This window comes from Brachybacterium sp. EE-P12, from assembly GCF_003711805.1.
Taxonomy (GTDB): Bacteria; Actinomycetota; Actinomycetes; order Actinomycetales; family Dermabacteraceae; genus Brachybacterium.
Map to the genome: position 1 here is coordinate 626,464 of NZ_QXCP01000004.1, position 16,719 is coordinate 643,182.

The window sequence follows — 16,719 nt, forward strand, 5'->3', positions numbered from 1 at the left end:
CGAGCGCACGTTCGCAGGCTCACTCCCGCCCCGCCCGGAACCCGCCGCGACCAGTAGCATGGGCCCGCGCGCCATCGCCGGCGGCGCCGTCCCACATCCCGAAAGGCCGCCCCATGCTCCGTCTGTCCTCGCTGTTCGTCCGCACCCTGCGGGAGGACCCGGCCGACGCCGAGGTCGCCAGCCACAAGCTGCTGGTGCGCGCGGGCTACATCCGTCGCTCCGCCGCGGGGGTGTACACCTGGCTGCCGCTGGGGCTGAGGGTGCTGCGGAAGGTCGAGCAGATCGTGCGCGAGGAGCAGGACGCGATCGGCGGGCAGGAGGTGCTCTTCTCCGCGCTGCAGCCGCGCGAGCCCTACGAGGCGACCGGCCGGTGGGAGGACTACGGCCCCACCCTGTTCCGGCTCCAGGACCGGCGCGAGGACGACTACCTCCTCGCCCCCACGCACGAGGAGATGTTCACCCTCACGGTGAAGGACCTGTACTCCTCGTACAAGGACCTCCCGGCGATGCTGTACCAGATCCAGACCAAGTTCCGCGACGAGGCCCGGCCCCGCGCGGGCCTGCTGCGCACCCGCGAGTTCATCATGAAGGACGCCTACTCCTTCGACGTGGACGACGCCGGCCTGGACGCCTCCTACGAGAAGCAGCGCGGCGCCTACCAGCGCACCTTCGAGCGGCTCGGCCTGCCCACCGTGATCTGCCAGGCCGACGCCGGTGCCATGGGCGGCTCCCGCTCCGAGGAGTTCCTCCACCCCACCCCGATCGGCGAGGACACCTTCGTGGTCACCGACGGCGGCTACGCCGCCAATGTCGAGGCGGTCACCACCCTGCCCCCCGAGGCGCTGGACGACGCCGCGATCGCGGCCCTGCCCGCGATGCACGTCGAGGACACCCCCGGCGCGAGCACCATCGCGAAGCTCACCGACTTCTCCAACGAGGCCTTCCCGGGCCAGGGCCCCGTCTCGGAGGACGGCAGCTGGACCCGCTACGAGATGCTCAAGCACCTCGTCTATCTCCTCACCCATCCCGACGGCTCCACCGAGCCCCTGGTCATCGCGCTGCCCGGCGACCGCGAGGTCGACCCCAAGCGGCTCGAGGCCGCGCTCTCCCCGGCGATCGCGACGCCCTTCACCGATGCGGACTTCGCGAAGCATCCCGTGCTGAAGAAGGGCTACATCGGCCCCGAGGGCCTCGGCCTCGAGGCCCCCTCCGGGATCCGCTATCTCGTCGACCCGCGCGTCGTGCCCGGCAGCTCGTGGGTCGCGGGCGCCGGCGAGAAGGACCGGCACGTCTACGACCTCGTCTACGGGCGCGACTTCACCGCCGACGGGACGATCGAGGCGGCCGAGGTGCGCGACGGCGACCCGGCCCCCGACGGCTCGGGCCCGCTGCGCCTGACCCGCGGCATGGAGATGGGGCACATCTTCCAGCTCGGGCGGAAGTACGCCGAGGCGCTGGGGCTGCGGGTGCTCGACGAGAACGGCAAGTCCGTGGTGGTCACGATGGGCTCCTACGGCATCGGCATCACCCGTGCCGTCGCCGCGGTCGCCGAGCTGCTCCACGACGAGAAGGGCCTGGTCTGGCCCCGCCAGCTCGCCCCCGCCGATGTGCACGTCGTGGCGACCGGCAAGGACGCCGCGGTCTTCGAGGAGGCCGAGCGGATCGCCGGCGAGCTCGAGGCGCGAGGCCTCGAGGTGCTCTACGACGACCGCCCGAAGGTCTCCCCGGGCGTGAAGTTCAAGGACGCCGAGCTGCTGGGCATGCCCACCTCCGTGGTCATCGGCCGCGGCCTCGCGGACGGCGTGGTCGAGGTGCGGGACCGAGCGAGCGGCACGATCCGCGAGGTCTCCCCGGCCGAGGTCGTCGATGCCGTCCTCGCCGAGGTGCGCGGGGTCTGAGCGACCCGCCCGGGCACGCCGACGGGCTCAGCCGTCGAGGGGCGGCGGGTCCTCGGCCACGAGGCCCGGCAGCGGATCCATGCTGTCCGCATGCCCGGCCAGCAGCTCCGCCTCGGCCAGCGCCGCGGCGATGGAGAGCGGGCGGCGCTCGAAGGGCGCCGCGCCGGTGAGTGCGAGATGGTCCAGCAGCAGCCCCTGCGCGAGCGTCGCCGGCAGGGACGCGGCGGTCGCCTCGTCCAGCTGCCCGCCCGGCAGCGCGTAGACCGCCTGCCGCACCACCACGGGGGCGCCGTCCTCCTCGGCCGCGGCGGCGAGCTGCTCGGCGCGGGCGCGGTGCAGCTCCGTCTGCGCGAGGTGCCTCTCGCGCTCCCTGCCCTCGGTGCGCGCGGCGAGCACCTCGTGGACGTAGCCCGCGTACCACTCCTCCTGCTGCGCCCGTTCGATCGTCGTGCGGTAGTCCTCCTCGGCCCCGATCGAGGGCGGGTCCGTCTCCGGCACCTCGCGGCGCGGCTCCAGCTCCTCGGCCGACGGCGCGGCGGGCACCTCGCCCGTCCCGGACGAGGAGCGCAGGCGCAGCGCGATCCATGCCGAGTGCGCCGCGAGCGCGGAGGTCACGCGCGCGAGGGACCCGGAGACCTGGAGCGAGGAGTCGGCGGCGAGATCTCGCAGCTCGACGAGGAGCGCGAGCAGCTCTGCGAGGTCCTCCGGCACGTCCGTCGGGGCGGGGGCGGTGCTCGCGGCCGGGTCCGGATCCTCCAGGGCCTCGCTCTCGCGCTCCTGTTCCGCCCCGGTCAGCAGCGCACGGCGCTGCACCGGCAGCGCGGCGACCAGCACGGCGAGGTCCGAGGCGAGAGCCTGGTCCTCCTCCGCCGCGGGACTCGCGTCGGCCACGTCCTCGGCCCCCGCGATCGCCCGCTCGAGCAGGACCAGCAGGTCACGTCGGTAGAGGTCGTCGATCCCGGGCGGGGGAGGGGTGTACTCCTCGGGCCCGCCCAGCGCGACCCGGCCGCAGCCGCCGAGCGCGCCCGCCCCGAGCGTCCCCGCGGCGAGGACCGCCAGCGTGCCGCGCAGCACGCCCCGTCGTCCGGGAGCGGGCGCGGGCACGGAGGGGCGAGGGGAGGCGGGCACGGGAGGATTCTCGCATCCGGGACGCCCGGGTCGGCGCGGACCTCGCACGGCCACTATCCTGGTGCCGACGCTGCGGGCCCACCCGAGGCGGCGAAGTCACCCATATGAGCAGGAGGCGATCAGTCCATGAGCGCACGCGAGGACCGGACCGACCTGCGGGAGGCGGCCGCCGAGGTGCTGGACGCGCACGGCCTCGTGCTCGAGGAGGTCGAGCTGGGGCGCGAGAGCGGACTGCCCCGCCTGCGTCTGGTCGTGGACCTGCCCGAGGACCAGCTGGGCAGCGCCGACCTCGACACCGTCGCCGAGGCGTCCCGGGAGCTGTCCGCCCGGATCGACGCCGACGACTCCCTGCTGGGCCCCGAGCCCGTCCTGCTGGAGCTGACCACGCCCGGCCTCGAGCGCGCGCTGACCGCGCCGCGCCACTTCCGCCGCTCGCGCGGGCGCCTGCTGCTCGTGCGCACCGTCGCCGGCACCGAGCACCGCGCGCGCCTGCTCGCCGTCGACGGCGAGACGCTCCGGCTGCGGCAGGAGCCCGGGAGGGACGAGCGGGGCAGGCCCCGCAAGCTGCCCGCCGGGACCTCCGAGCACCTCGAGCTGCCGCTGGCCGAGATCGCCTCCGCCCGCGTCGAGGTCGAGTTCGACCCGCCCGAGGACCTCGCGCAGCTGCTGGCCGAGGCAGAGGGCGAGTCGGACTCCGCAGGCCCGGCCGATGCGGCCCATGATCCCGCCGGCGCCGCCGAGGGCGATGCCGGCACCACCGCCGAGACGACCGCGGGGACCACCGCGACGAAGGAGAGCTGAGATGGACATCGACATGGGTGCCCTGCGGGCCCTCGAGCGGGAGCGCGAGATCAGCCTGCCCGTGCTGCTGGACGCGATCCGCTCGGCGCTGCACGCCGCCTATCTCCACACCGACCATCCGGTGCGGGACTCCGAGGTCCTGATCGACGAGCGCACCGGCGAGGTCGCCGTCATCGCCCGCGAGCGCGACGCCGACGGCATCGTGCTCGAGGAGTGGGACGACACGCCGGAGAACTTCGGCCGCGTCGCCGCGAGCACCGCGCGCCAGGTCATCTTCCAGCGGATCCGGGATCTCGAGGACGACGCGGTGCTGGGCACCTACGCCGACCGCGAGGACGACATCGTCTCGGGCATCATCCAGCAGGGCCGCGACCCGCGCATGGTGCTCGTCGACCTCGGCGAGGTCGAGGCGGTCCTGCCGCCGCACGAACGCGTGCCGGGGGAGGACTACTCCCACGGTCGACGCCTGCGCGCCTACGTCACCGAGACCCGCCGCGGCCCCAAGGGCCCGCAGATCACGCTCTCGCGCTCGCACCCGAACCTCGTGCGTCGACTCTTCGCCCTCGAGGTCCCGGAGGTCGCCGACGGCACCGTCGAGATCGCGGGACTCGCCCGCGAGGCCGGTCATCGCACCAAGATGGCCGTGCGCGCCACCGTCGCGGGCGTCAACGCCAAGGGTGCCTGCATCGGCCCGATGGGGGCGCGCGTGCGCTCGGTGATGAACGAGCTCGGCGGCGAGAAGATCGACATCGTCGACTTCGACGAGGACCCGAGCGCGTACGTCGCCGGGGCGCTCTCGCCCGCGAAGGTCTCCTCCGTCACCGTGATCGACGAGGTGGGCCGGGTCGTGCGGGCCGTGGTCCCGGAGAACCAGCTCTCCCTCGCGATCGGGAAGGACGGGCAGAACGCCCGCCTGGCCGCGAAGCTCACCGGGTGGAAGATCGACATCCGTCCAGAGGGCGGGCCGGGCCCGTCGGCCGGGGGCTGAGGCGTCCCGGGCCATCGCCCGAGGTGTGTCCCACACCTCCCCGCTGAGGTCGCCGCGGCGGTGGTCCGCTACACTGGGGAGGCTGTTCGCCCAGTGGAGACCGCGCTCGACCTCGTCGCCGACGAGTCGGCCGCACTCCCGTCCGGGCGGAGCGCTCGGAACGGAGGAGGTCGCGTCATCGCACGCTCCACCGCACACCGCCCCGAGCGCACGTGCGTCGGCTGCCGAGAGGCGGCCCCGCGCGAGCAGCTGGTGCGACTGGTCCGGGAGCCCGCTCCCGACGGTGCCGTTCCACGCGTCCGCGTGGACCCCACGGGGTCCGCGCCCGGCCGCGGGGCGTGGCTCCATCCCGACGCATCATGTCTCGACCTCGCCCTGCGGCGAGGCGGCCCGGCCCGGTCCTTCCGCGGCAGGGTCGACACCGGGCTCCTCGCCCGGGACCTCGAGGCCTTCGATCCCACCCGAACGTGGAACAGGTAGAAGCACCCATGGACATCCGATGAGTACTCACTCATGAGCACCCTCAGGAACTAATGGTCCGAGCCCTCTTGTCGGCCGGACCGAGACAGGAGAAAAGTGGCTAAGGTCCGCGTCCACGAGCTCGCCAAGGAGCTCGGACAGCCGAGCAAGATCGTCCTGCAGAAGCTGCAGGACATGGGCGAGTTCGTCCGTTCCGCCTCCTCGACCATCGAGGCCCCCGTGGCCCGTCGTCTGCGTCAGGAGCTCCCTGCCGCCGAGAGCGCCCCGAAGAAGTCCGCCGAGGCCGCGAAGCCCGGCGCCGCGCCGAAGCCCGGCGCGAAGCCCGCCGCGAAGAAGCCCGGCCCCGCCAAGCCCGCGCCGCAGGAGCCGGCGCCCTCCGCCCCCGCGGCCGAGGAGCCCGCCCCGGCGGAGAAGGCTGCGCCGGCGCCCGCCGCCGAGGCGCCCAAGCCCGGCGCCCCCGCGCCCAAGCCCGGTGCCGAGGCCCCGAAGCCCGGCGCCGAGAAGCCTGCCGCGCCGAAGCCCGGCGGTGAGCGCCCCGCGCCCCGCCCCGGTGCCGCGCGTCCGGGCAACAACCCCTTCGCCAGCTCGCAGGGCATGCCCCGCCCGGGCTCCCGCAAGCCCGGTCAGGGCGGTCGTCCCGGCCGCGGCGAGGGCGGTCCGCGTCCGGGCGGTCCCCGTCCGGGCAACAACCCCTTCGCGAGCTCGCAGGGCATGCCCCGTCCCGGTCAGCGCCCGGCCCGTCCCGGAGCCGGTGCCGAGCAGGGCGGCCGCGCTCCCCGCGAGGGCGCACCGCGTCCCGGCGGCGCCCCGCGTCCGGGCGGTCCCCGTCCCGGCATGCCGACCCCCGGCATCATGCGCCAGCACTCCCACGGCGGTCTCGCCGACACGAACCAGGGCGGTGGCGGCCGCGGCCGCGGCGGTCGTCCCGGGGGCGGCCCGGGCGGTCGTCCCGGAGGCGGTCCGGGCGGTCCCCGCGGCCGCGGCGGCCGCGGTGCGACGCAGGGCGCCTTCGGACGCGGCGGCAAGCCGGCCCGCTCCCGCAAGTCGAAGCGCGCGAAGCGCCAGGAGTTCGAGCAGCAGCAGGCCCCCGCGCCGGGCGGCGTCTCGATCCCGCGCGGCAACGGTCAGACCCTGCGGCTGCGCCGCGGCGCCTCGCTGACCGACTTCGCCGACCGCATCGACGTCAACCCCGCGTCGCTGATCACGGTGCTCTTCGCGATGGGCGAGATGGCGACCGCCACCCAGTCCCTGGACGAGGTCACCTTCGAGCTGCTCGGCAACGAGCTCGGCTACAAGATCGAGATCGTCTCCCCGGAGGACGAGGAGCGCGAGCTGCTCGAGCAGTTCGACATCGACCTCGACGCGGAGCTCGCGGAGGAGGACGAGTCCGATCGTCTGCCGCGTCCCCCGGTGGTCACCGTCATGGGTCACGTCGACCACGGCAAGACCCGCCTGCTGGACACGATCCGGAAGGCGAAGGTCGGCGCGGGCGAGGCCGGCGGCATCACCCAGCACATCGGTGCGTACCAGGTCGACGTCGAGCACGAGGGGACCGATCGCCAGCTCACCTTCATCGACACCCCGGGCCACGAGGCGTTCACCGCCATGCGTGCCCGTGGTGCCGACGTCACGGACATCGCGATCCTCGTGGTCGCGGCGGACGACGGCGTGATGCCCCAGACGATCGAGGCGCTCAACCATGCCCAGGCGGCGAACGTGCCGATCGTGGTCGCGGTCAACAAGATCGACAAGCCCGAGGCGAACCCGGAGAAGATCCGGCAGCAGCTGACCGAGTACAACCTGATCGCCGAGGAGTACGGCGGCGAGACGATGTTCGTGGACGTCTCCGCCCGCGAGAACCTCCACATCGACGACCTGCTCGAGGCGGTGCTGCTCACCGCGGACGCCGCCCTTGAGCTCACCGCGAACCCCGACAAGGACGCTCGCGGCGTGGCCATCGAGGCGAACCTGGACCGCGGTCGCGGCCCGGTCGCCACGGTGCTGGTCCAGCAGGGCACCCTGCGGGTCGGCGATGCGATCGTGTGCGGCACCGGCCACGGCCGAGTGCGCGCCATGCTCGACGAGAACGGCCAGAACGTGGACGAGGCGGGGCCGTCCCGTCCCGTGCAGGTGCTGGGCCTGACCTCGGTGCCCGGCGCCGGCGACTCGTTCCTGGTCGCCCAGGACGAGCGCACCGCCCGTCAGATCGCCGAGAAGCGGGAGGCCGCCAAGCGCGCCGCCTCGCTGTCCAAGGCCCGCAAGCGGATCTCCCTCGAGGACCTCAACAAGCACGTCGCCGACGGCAAGGTCGAGACCCTCAACCTCATCCTCAAGGGCGACGCGGCCGGTGCCGTCGAGGCCCTGGAGGAGTCGCTGCTGGGCATCGACGTCGGCGAGGGCGTGGACCTGCGGATCATCGACCGCGGCGTCGGCGCGATCACGATGAACAACATCAACCTCGCCGTCGCGTCCAACGCGGTGATCGTCGGCTACAACGTGCGGGCCGAGGGCCTGAACGCGGAGTACGCCGACCGCGAAGGCGTGGAGATCAAGTACTACTCGGTCATCTACAACGCCATCGACGAGGTCGAGCAGGCACTCAAGGGCATGCTCAAGCCGGAGTACGAGGAGGTCGAGCTCGGCTCGGCGGAGATCCGCGAGATCTTCCGCTCCTCCAAGTTCGGCAACATCGCCGGCTCGATCGTGCGCGGCGGCCTCATCAAGCGCGGGGCGAAGGCCCGCATCACCCGTGGCGGCAAGGTCATCGCGGAGAACATCGAGATCGCCGGTCTGCGACGCTACAAGGACGATGTCACCGAGGTCCGCGAGGGCTACGAGTGCGGCATCAACCTGGGGTCCTTCAACGACCTCCAGCTCGAGGACCTCATCACCACCTACGAGATGCAGGAGAAGCCCCGCAGCTGATCCTGAGCCGGTCGGGTGTCCCACGAGGGGTGCCCGACCGCGCCGGCGGGGGAGGAGACCACGATGAGCGAGGTGTCCCTCCTGCTCCGCGCCCCCTCGGCCAACCGCGTGTACGCACAGGCCGCGGGGGCGCTCTCGCGCGCGGAGGCGCACTGGGTGCTCGGCGCGCACCTCGGTGTCGTCCCCGCGCTGCGCGAGCGGCGGATCGGGGGGATGGGCGCCCTCGAGGTGCGACGCCCCGCACCGGCCGCCGCCTCCGCCGCCCCTGACCACCGGCGGCTCGACGCGCTGCTGGCGACGCTCTCCGGGACGCTCGGCGTGCTCGACGTGCAGCAGGAGGACCCCGCGGCGCCCGAGAGCCCGCTGCTGCGCCCCCGCGCGCTGCCCGACGTGCTCCGCCACCCCTCGGACCTCGAGACCACCCTGCGCTATCGCGGCAAGACCAACGAGCAGTTCACCGCCCTGCTGGTGAACCTCGCCGCGGCGCTGTCCACCCGCCGCGACGGCCTGCTCGACGGGACGCTGGATCTGCTCGATCCGCTGTGCGGGCGCGGCACCACCCTGAACCGGGCGCTGCGCCTGGGGCTCAGCCCCGTCGGCGCCGAGATCGACCGCCGTGACGTCGAGGAGTACCGCGCCTTCCTCGGAACCTGGCTGCGCACCCACCGCTGGAAGCACACGCTGGAGACCACGCGCCTGACCGTGCACGGCGAGCAGCTGGGCAGCCGCACCGAGGCCGAGCTCGCCCCCGACAAGCAGACCCTGCGCCGCGGGGACGGGCAGCGCCTGACCCTGCTCGGCTGCGACACCGCCCGCCTCGGCGAGGTGCTCCCCGCCCGGAGCGTCGACGCGCTCGTCGGCGACCTGCCCTACGGCGTCCAGCACGGCGGCCGCGCCGACGGCACCTGGCAGCGCTCCCCGCTCGAGGTGCTGCGCACGGCGGCCCCCGGCTGGCGCTCCCTGCTGCGGGACGGCGCGGGCATCGCCCTCGCGGTCAACCGCCGCACCCTGGACCACGCCGAGGCGAGCGCGGTGCTCGCCGACGCCGGCCTGCGGGTCCTGAGCGCCGACGGCGCCTTCCGCCACCGTGTGGACCAGTCCATCGACCGCGACGTCCTGCTCGCCGTCCCCGACGACCATCCCCGCGCCGACGAGCTCGCCGCTCTCGGCACCGACCAGGAGGACCAGATCCCATGACCGACAACCCCCGCGCCCTCAAGCTCGCCGACCGCATCAAGGTCATCGTCGCGACCATGCTCGACACCCGGGTCAAGGACCCGCGGCTCGGCTTCGTGACCATCACCGACGTGCGCGTCAGCGGCGACCTGCAGCACGCGACCGTCTTCTACACCGTCTTCGGCTCCGAGGAGGAGCGCGAGGGCACCGCCGCCGCTCTGCGCAGCGCCACCGGCATGCTGCGTCGAGAGGTGGGGCGGCAGACCGGCGTGCGCCTGACCCCCACGCTCGAGTTCATCGCCGACGCCGTCCCCGAGAACGCCCGTGTCATCGAGGACCTGCTCAGCGAGGCCCGCGGCCGCGACGCCGAGCTCGAGAAGGCCAAGCAGGGCGCCGCCTACGCCGGCGACGAGGACCCCTATCGCAAGCCCCGCGAGGAGGAGCTCGAGGACGACGCCGACGGCGAGTACCGCGGCGGCGAGGGTGCTGACGAGGATCCGGCGGCTCCGGGGCACGACCGGGCGTGAGCGCACCCCACGGCATCCTGCTGGTCGACAAGGCCGAGGGCCGCACCAGCCACGACGTGGTCGCGCGGGTCCGCTGGCTGCTGGGCACGAAGAAGGTCGGCCACGCCGGCACCCTCGACCCGATGGCCACCGGCCTGCTCGTGCTCGGGATCGGGCAGGGCACGCGCCTGCTCACCCATCTCGTCGGTCTCGACAAGACCTACCGCGCCACGATCCGGCTGGGCCGCGCCACCACCACCGACGACCGCGAGGGCGAGATGCTCGGCGAGGCGGTCGACGCGACGGGGCTCGCCGACGCGCGCCTCGAGCAGGCGCTCGGCGCCCTGCGCGGCGAGATCGCACAGGTCCCCTCGACCGTCAGCGCGATCAAGATCGACGGGAAGCGGGCCTATGCCCGGGCCAGGGCGGGGGAGGACGTGCAGCTCGCGGCCCGCCCCGTGCGCATCGGCCGCTTCGAGCTCACCGCGCGCCGCGAGACGGACGGCCACCTGGACCTCGACGCCGTCGTGGACTGCTCCTCGGGCACCTACGTGCGGGCGCTGGCACGTGACCTCGGTGCGTCGCTCGGGGTGGGCGGCCACCTCACGGCGCTGCGCCGCACCGCCGTCGGCCCCTTCGACGTGACCGACGGCGTCCGTGTGCCGGCGCGCGGGGAGGGCGACGACGTCGACCTGCCGCTGCTCGGGCTCGGCGAGGTCGCCGCGCGGGTCCTGCCGGTCCTGCCGGTCGAGGAGTCCGAGGCCGCGGCGCTCGGCACGGGGCAGCGGATCCGCTCCGCCTCGGCGCTGCGGGAGCCGGCGCACCCCCATCCCGGCCACGCCGGCGAGGAAGCCCCCGTCGCCGCTCTGGATCCCGAGGGGCGCCTCGTGGCGGTCCTCGGCCGGGAGGGCGGGGCCTGGCGCCCGCAGCTGGTCGTCCCCGCCGAGGCGCGATGCTGAGCAGCCGCTCCCGCTGACGACGAGGCCCCCCGGTCACCGCTCGGCGGTGTCCAGGGGGCCTCGCTCATCGTGCCCTCGCGGAGTCGGTGCTCAGCGATGCACCACGGTCTTGGTGCCTATGCCGGCCCAGTCGTACAGCCACTTCGCGTCCGAGACGGGCAGATTGATGCAGCCGTGCGATCCGGAGTAGCCGAAGGAGGAGCGCCACGGGGCGCCGTGGAAGCCGTAGCCGTGGTGGAAGTACTGCACCCAGGGGACGTCGGGGGTGTAGTAGTACTTCGGATGGTCCTCCGGGTAGTACGCCGCGTTGGTCATGTCCTGACGGTCGTAGCGCAGGTAGATCTCGTAGGTGCCGGTGGGGGTCTCGTTGCCCTCCTTGCCGTCGACCATCGCTCGCGGGCCCCAGACGGGGGTGTCGCCCACGTACGCGGTGACGGTCTTGTTCGTCAGGTCCACGTCGATCCACTTCTCGCCGGTCGGCTCGGCGGCGGGCTCGTCCTCGTCGTCCTTCGAAGCGTCCTCGTCCTCGGTGGACTCCTCGTCCTCCTCGTCCGCGGGCGCGTCGACCTTCTCGACCTCGGCCTCGAGCTTCTTGCTCTCGAAGGCGGCCTCGAGCGGGGTGGTGCCCTTGAGCGCCTCGATCAGCTGGTCGGCGACGGCGTCCGAGTTCGTGATCTCCAGGCCGTCCTTCTTCTCGGCGACGACCTTGACGACCTCGCCGTCGCCGTCGACCTGCTCGATGCCGTCCTCGGGCTCGACCGAGTCCTGGTCCGCGCGGGCGGTGACCCACTCGCGCACCGCGTCCTCGTCGACCGACACGGCGAGCTCCTCCCCGGACTCGTCGGGCTCGACGGAGATCCAGCTGCTGCGGCGCTCGGGGGAGACCTCGTGGGTCTTCCCGTCGGCGCTATCGATCGCCATGGGCTGCTCGAGCAGGTCGGAGATCGAGCCGACGACCTCCTCGGCCTCCTCGGTGGTGATCGCCGGGGAGATCTCCTCGATCTCCTGCTCGACGGAGAAGCTCTCGAGGGAGGGGGCCTGGGCCTGCACGGCCTCGACGAAGGGCTGCGGATCCACCCCCTGGCCGTTGCGGCCGGGCTCGACGTTCCAGCTCTGCGCGTCCTCGTCGAAGACGACCTCCGCGTCGACCGGCGTGGTCCGGTCCTCGGGGACCAGGCCCTTGGCGAAGGCGGCCGCGGCCGCCTCGTCCACCTCGACGACGGGCTCCACGGCGTGCTCGCCGGACCACGTCGAGGAGATCACGGCCGGCAGCGAGTCGTCGCGCCCGAGCGCGGCGGAGGCGGTCGCCTCGGAGTCCACGCTCACGCCGAGGTCCGCCAGCGGCACCTCGAGCTCCTTCTCGCCCGCGGTGACTGTGACGACGACGTCCTCGCCCTGCTCGGCGACGAGGGCGGCGATCTCCTCCGGGCTCTTCCCGGAGACGTCCTGCCCGAGCACCGTGGTGCCCGGCAGCGCGCGACCCTCGAACTGCTTGGCGTAGGCCAGCGCCCCGCCGGTGAGGATCACGGCGAGGACGGCGACGATCGCCACGAGGACCAGGGCGACCCGTCGACGGCTGCGGCCCCGCGGGGCCGTATCGGTCACGTTCGTCATGGATCCAGATCCGTTCTCGGCGGCCGTCGTGCCCGCCCCGGGCTCTCGCCGCAGGGCACAGGGGTCCCTCCCCGGCGCCGCCTTCGTCCCGAGAATAACGGAGGGGCCTCTCCCATACCACGATCCCCCGCCCGAGCTTCGTCACAGGTCCGCATCGACGTGACACACCGCGTGGACGCGTCCCCGTCCCGAGGGGTCCCGCGGGCATGCCCGTCCCTGCCCGAGCGCTACAGTGTCCTCCGGCGCATCCGACGCCGCGCCCCGGACCGAGGCGGGCGCGGGTGCACGGACCGCCCACCGGCACCGGAAGGACCTGAGCACGTCGTGACCCTCCTGCCCATCTGGCACTCCGTCGAGGAGGTGCCCGCCGATCTCGGCGAGACCGCGGTCTCGATCGGCAACTACGACGGCGTCCACCGGGGTCACCGCTTCGTGCTGGACCAGCTGCGCCACCACGCCGAGACGCGCTCGCTGAGCCCGATCGCGCTGACCTTCTGGCCCCATCCCCGCCACGTCATGGGCGCCCCGGCCACGACCCCGCTGATCACCGGGCACGAGGATCGCGACCGGCTGCTCCTGCTCGCCGGGATGCACGGCGTGCTCGATCTCGAGTTCACCTTCGGCTTCGCCCAGCACTCCCCGGAGGACTTCGTGCGGATCTTCCTGGTCGAGGGGCTGCGTGCGAGCTGTGTGGTGCTGGGCGAGGACGCCCTCTTCGGGCGTGCGAACGCCGGGGACATCACTACCATGCGCGCGCTGGGGGAGAAGTACGGCTTCGAGGTCGTCACCGCCCCGGACCTCGGCCCCGAGGGCACCGGCACCGGGCGCATCTCCTCCTCCGGCATCCGCCGGGACCTGCTAGCCGGCGAGGTGCGCGAGGCGAACGAGGCGCTGGGCCGTCTCCACACCGTCACCGACACGGTCCACCACGGCTTCCGGCGCGGCCGCGAGCTCGGCTTCCCCACCGCGAACCTCGGCCCCGCGCCGCAGGGTCTGATCCCCGCCGACGGCGTCTACGCCGGCTACGCCACCGTGACCGAGCAGGATGCCGCGCACGCGGGCGTCGAGCCCCTCGCCGGGGCCCCGGCGACGATCTCCATCGGCACGAATCCGACCTTCGAGGCCGACGGCGCGCCCCGCCGCACCGTCGAGGCCTACGTCCACGGCGCCCATGACCTCGAGCTCTACGGGGACACGGTGCGCCTGGAGTTCGTCGACTTCCAGCGCCCCACGCTGAAGTTCGACTCGGTCGACGCGCTCGTGGCGCAGATGGCCGAGGACGTCGAGGTGACCCGCCGCACTCTCGAGGCGGAGGCCTCCCGGGGCGAGCAGACCCCCTGATATCCTGCTCGCGCCGTCATATCGGCCGCGGAGAGCGATCCGCCCCCGAACCCCGCACCGAACCCTTGGGCGAGGTGCGTGCGGGAGCCGCTCGTCCGAAGAGCCCGGGGCAGCAGGCCCCGGTGCGCCGCGCAACGACCTGAGGAGAACCAGTATGGCCTTCGACACCGCCACCAAGCAGGCGATCATCTCGGAGTACGCGACCGGCGAGGGCGACACCGGTTCGCCCGAGGTCCAGATCGCGCTGCTCACCCACCGCATCACCTACCTGACCGAGCACCTCAAGACCCACAAGCACGACCACCACTCGCGCCGCGGTCTGATGCTGCTGGTCGGTCAGCGCAAGCGCCTCCTGAAGTACCTCCAGGAAGCCGACATCGAGCGTTACCGTGCGCTGATCAAGCGCCTCGGCCTCCGCCGGTGACCCCCGCCGCCGCTCGCCCCATGGGCGGGCGGCGGTTCTGCATGTCCGCCCCGACCAGGTTCGGTCCTCGGCAGTGACCTGCGGCGCAGGCGACCGGAGCACCGGTCCCGCCGCCCGCCGCGCGTGACTGACGAAGGCCGCACCGGCAGGGGCACCCCTTCGATCAAGGAGATCCCCCATGGCCATGGAAGGCCCTGACATCACCGCCACCACCGCCGTCATCGACAACGGCGCCTACGGACGTCGCGAGGTCCGCTTCGAGACCGGTCGTCTCGCCCAGCAGGCCGCCGGTGCCGTGTCCGTCTACCTCGACGACGACACGATGGTGTTCTCGGCGACCGCCGTGTCGAACAAGCCGAAGGAGCACTTCGACTTCTTCCCGCTCACCATCGACGTCGAGGAGCGGATGTACGCTGCGGGCCGCATCCCCGGCTCGTTCTTCCGCCGCGAGGGCCGCCCCGGCACCGACGCGATCCTCGCCGCCCGCCTCACCGACCGCCCGCTGCGTCCCGCCTTCGTCAAGGGGCTGCGCAACGAGGTCCAGGTCGTGCTGACCGTCATGGCGTGCAATCCCGAGGACGCCTACGACGTCGTCGGCATCAACGGCGCCTCCGCCTCCACCCAGATCTCGGGCCTGCCCTTCTCGGGCCCGATCGGCGGCGTGCGCATCGCGCTCATGCCCGACGCCTCCGGCGGCGGCCAGTGGGTCGCCTTCCCGACCTTCGCGCAGCTGGACGAGGCCGTCTTCTCGATGGTCGTCGCCGGTCGCATCGTCGAGGACGATGTGGCGATCATGATGGTCGAGGCCGAGGCCACCGACAACTCCTGGACCCTCATCAAGGAGCAGGGCGCGATCGCGCCGACGGAGTCCGTCGTCGCCGAGGGACTCGAGGCCGCCAAGGTCTTCATCCGAAGCCTGTGCGTGGCGCAGCAGGAGCTCGCCGCGAAGGCCGCGAAGCCCGTGCGCGAGTTCCCGCTCTTCCTGGACTACCAGGAGGACGCTTACTCCGTCGTCGAGGCCGCCGCGACCGAGCGTCTGGCGGAGGTCATGTCGATCGCCGCGAAGACCGAGCGCGAGGAGCGCACCGAGCAGCTGCTCGCCGAGGTCACCGCCGAGCTCGCCGCCGAGGGCGCGCAGCTCGAGGGCCGCGAGGGCGAGGTCTCCGGCGCGTTCCGCGCGCTGACCAAGCAGGTCGTGCGCAAGAAGGTCCTCACCGAGGGCGTCCGCATCGACGGCCGTGGCCTGCGCGACATCCGCGCTCTCTCCGCCGAGGTCGAGGTGCTCCCGCGCGTGCACGGCTCCGCCCTGTTCCAGCGCGGCGAGACCCAGATCCTGGGCGTCTCCACGCTGAACATGCTCAAGATGGAGCAGCAGATCGACTCCCTCGGGCCGGTCGACCGCAAGCGCTACATCCACCACTACAACTTCCCGCCGTACTCCACGGGCGAGACCGGCCGCGTCGGCTCCCCGAAGCGCCGCGAGGTGGGCCACGGCATGCTCGCCGAGCGCGCGATCGTGCCGGTGCTGCCCAGCCGCGAGGAGTTCCCCTACGCGATCCGTCAGGTGTCCGAGGCCCTCGGCTCCAACGGCTCGACCTCGATGGGCTCCGTGTGCGCCTCGACCCTGTCGCTGCTGAACGCCGGTGTGCCGCTGCGCGCCCCGGTCGCCGGCATCGCGATGGGCCTGATCTCCGACACCGTGGACGGAGAGACCCGCTACGCGGCCCTCACCGACATCCTCGGGGCCGAGGACGCCTTCGGCGACATGGACTTCAAGGTCGCCGGAACCTCCGAGTTCGTCACCGCGATCCAGCTGGACACCAAGCTCGACGGCCTGCCCGCCTCGGTGCTCACCGGCGCCCTGTCCCAGGCGCACGAGGCGCGCCTGGCGATCCTCTCGGTGCTGCACGAGGCGATCGACGCGCCCGACGAGATGAGCCCGCACGCCCCGCGCGTGCTCGCGGTGACCATCCCCGTCGACAAGATCGGTGCGGTCATCGGCCCGAAGGGCCAGATGATCAACCAGATCCAGGACGACACCGGCGCCGACATCACCATCGAGGACGACGGCACCGTCTACATCGGTGCGACCGACGGCCCCTCGGCCGAGGCGGCCCGCTCCGCGATCAACGCCATCGCCAACCCGATGGTCCCCGAGGTCGGGGAGCGCTACCTCGGCACCGTCGTGCGGGTCGTGGACTTCGGCGCCTTCGTCTCGCTCACCCCGGGCAAGGACGGCCTCCTCCACGTCACGCAGCTGCGCAAGCTCAACGGCGGCAAGCGCGTGGAGGACGTCGAGGACGTCGCGAAGGTCGGCCAGAAGATCGAGGTCGAGATCCGCGAGATCGACTCCCGCGGCAAGATCTCCCTCGCCGTGCTCGAGGAGGAGAAGGACGAGGCTCCGTCCGAGTCCGAGGCGTCCGCCGCCGCCGAGGAGATCATCGCGGAGTGATCCGCCCCTCGGCCCCCGCACCGCGGG

The 16,719-nt window shown here is 73.1% G+C and carries 13 protein-coding genes; 11 read left to right on the forward strand and 2 right to left on the reverse strand.

Features of this window, described 5'->3' with window-relative positions; all coding sequences use genetic code 11:
* Positions 1–113 precede the first annotated feature (113 nt).
* Entirely contained in the window at positions 114–1,898 is a 1,785-nt protein-coding gene (locus tag D1648_RS05980; RefSeq protein ID WP_122939872.1) for a proline--tRNA ligase, read from the forward strand.
* Positions 1,899–1,925: 27 nt separating this feature from the next.
* Here the strand turns inward: D1648_RS05980 and D1648_RS05985 are convergent, their stop codons facing one another.
* Positions 1,926–3,026, reverse strand: a complete 1,101-nt coding sequence (locus D1648_RS05985) for a DUF4439 domain-containing protein (RefSeq protein WP_122939873.1) — start codon at positions 3,024–3,026, stop codon at positions 1,926–1,928.
* A 126-nt stretch (positions 3,027–3,152) separates the two neighbouring features.
* Here D1648_RS05985 and rimP point away from each other — a divergent pair, with 126 nt between their 5' ends.
* The 7 genes from rimP to truB all read left to right on the forward strand — a co-directional run bounded on the left by rimP (position 3,153) and on the right by truB (position 10,861).
* Positions 3,153–3,827, forward strand: coding sequence for a ribosome maturation factor RimP (gene rimP, locus D1648_RS05990; RefSeq protein ID WP_122939874.1), 675 nt, complete (start codon positions 3,153–3,155; stop codon positions 3,825–3,827).
* A gap of 1 nt (position 3,828) precedes the next feature.
* Positions 3,829–4,815, forward strand: a complete 987-nt coding sequence (gene nusA / locus D1648_RS05995; protein WP_122939875.1) for a transcription termination factor NusA — start codon at positions 3,829–3,831, stop codon at positions 4,813–4,815.
* Positions 4,816–4,908: 93 nt separating this feature from the next.
* Entirely contained in the window at positions 4,909–5,295 is a 387-nt protein-coding gene (locus D1648_RS18380; protein ID WP_255414277.1) for a YlxR family protein, read from the forward strand.
* Between the two features lie 96 nt (positions 5,296–5,391).
* On the forward strand, positions 5,392–8,220 hold the full coding sequence (infB, locus tag D1648_RS06005) for a translation initiation factor IF-2 (protein WP_122939876.1): 2,829 nt from the start codon (positions 5,392–5,394) through the stop codon (positions 8,218–8,220).
* 63 nt (positions 8,221–8,283) lie between these two features.
* Entirely contained in the window at positions 8,284–9,417 is a 1,134-nt protein-coding gene (locus D1648_RS06010) for a TRM11 family methyltransferase (RefSeq protein WP_122939877.1), read from the forward strand.
* Positions 9,414–9,923, forward strand: a complete 510-nt coding sequence (gene rbfA / locus D1648_RS06015) for a 30S ribosome-binding factor RbfA (RefSeq protein ID WP_122939878.1) — start codon at positions 9,414–9,416, stop codon at positions 9,921–9,923. Before D1648_RS06010 ends, rbfA begins: the two co-directional genes overlap by 4 nt.
* On the forward strand, positions 9,920–10,861 hold the full coding sequence (gene truB, locus D1648_RS06020) for a tRNA pseudouridine(55) synthase TruB (protein ID WP_122939879.1): 942 nt from the start codon (positions 9,920–9,922) through the stop codon (positions 10,859–10,861). Before rbfA ends, truB begins: the two co-directional genes overlap by 4 nt.
* 90 nt (positions 10,862–10,951) lie before the next feature.
* Here truB and D1648_RS06025 read toward each other — a convergent pair whose 3' ends face one another.
* A complete protein-coding gene (locus tag D1648_RS06025) occupies positions 10,952–12,475 on the reverse strand; it encodes a L,D-transpeptidase family protein (RefSeq protein WP_122939880.1) in 1,524 nt (507 codons plus the stop codon).
* Between the two features lie 324 nt (positions 12,476–12,799).
* On the opposite strand from D1648_RS06025, the gene D1648_RS06030 reads away from it, so the two are divergent.
* The 3 genes from D1648_RS06030 to D1648_RS06040 all read left to right on the forward strand — a co-directional run bounded on the left by D1648_RS06030 (position 12,800) and on the right by D1648_RS06040 (position 16,692).
* On the forward strand, positions 12,800–13,816 hold the full coding sequence (locus D1648_RS06030; protein ID WP_122939881.1) for a bifunctional riboflavin kinase/FAD synthetase: 1,017 nt from the start codon (positions 12,800–12,802) through the stop codon (positions 13,814–13,816).
* 154 nt (positions 13,817–13,970) lie between these two features.
* Positions 13,971–14,240: a 30S ribosomal protein S15 gene (gene rpsO / locus D1648_RS06035; RefSeq protein WP_122939882.1), complete on the forward strand. Its 270-nt coding sequence runs from the start codon at positions 13,971–13,973 to the stop codon at positions 14,238–14,240.
* Between the two features lie 184 nt (positions 14,241–14,424).
* Positions 14,425–16,692, forward strand: coding sequence for a polyribonucleotide nucleotidyltransferase (locus D1648_RS06040; RefSeq protein ID WP_164518631.1), 2,268 nt, complete (start codon positions 14,425–14,427; stop codon positions 16,690–16,692).
* Positions 16,693–16,719: the final 27 nt, after the last annotated feature.

Excerpts from the sequence above, each read along its gene's own strand:
- D1648_RS05980 (WP_122939872.1), top strand. The coding sequence starts at position 114 with ATGCTCCGTCTGTCCTCGCTGTTCGTCCGCACCCTGCGGGAGGACCCG.
- rimP (WP_122939874.1), top strand. The coding sequence starts at position 3,153 with ATGAGCGCACGCGAGGACCGGACCGACCTGCGGGAGGCGGCCGCCGAG.
- nusA (WP_122939875.1), top strand. The coding sequence starts at position 3,829 with ATGGACATCGACATGGGTGCCCTGCGGGCCCTCGAGCGGGAGCGCGAG.
- D1648_RS06010 (WP_122939877.1), top strand. The coding sequence starts at position 8,284 with ATGAGCGAGGTGTCCCTCCTGCTCCGCGCCCCCTCGGCCAACCGCGTG.
- rbfA (WP_122939878.1), top strand. The coding sequence starts at position 9,414 with ATGACCGACAACCCCCGCGCCCTCAAGCTCGCCGACCGCATCAAGGTC.
- D1648_RS06025 (WP_122939880.1), bottom strand. The coding sequence starts at position 12,475 with ATGACGAACGTGACCGATACGGCCCCGCGGGGCCGCAGCCGTCGACGG.
- rpsO (WP_122939882.1), top strand. The coding sequence starts at position 13,971 with ATGGCCTTCGACACCGCCACCAAGCAGGCGATCATCTCGGAGTACGCG.
- D1648_RS06040 (WP_164518631.1), top strand. The coding sequence starts at position 14,425 with ATGGAAGGCCCTGACATCACCGCCACCACCGCCGTCATCGACAACGGC.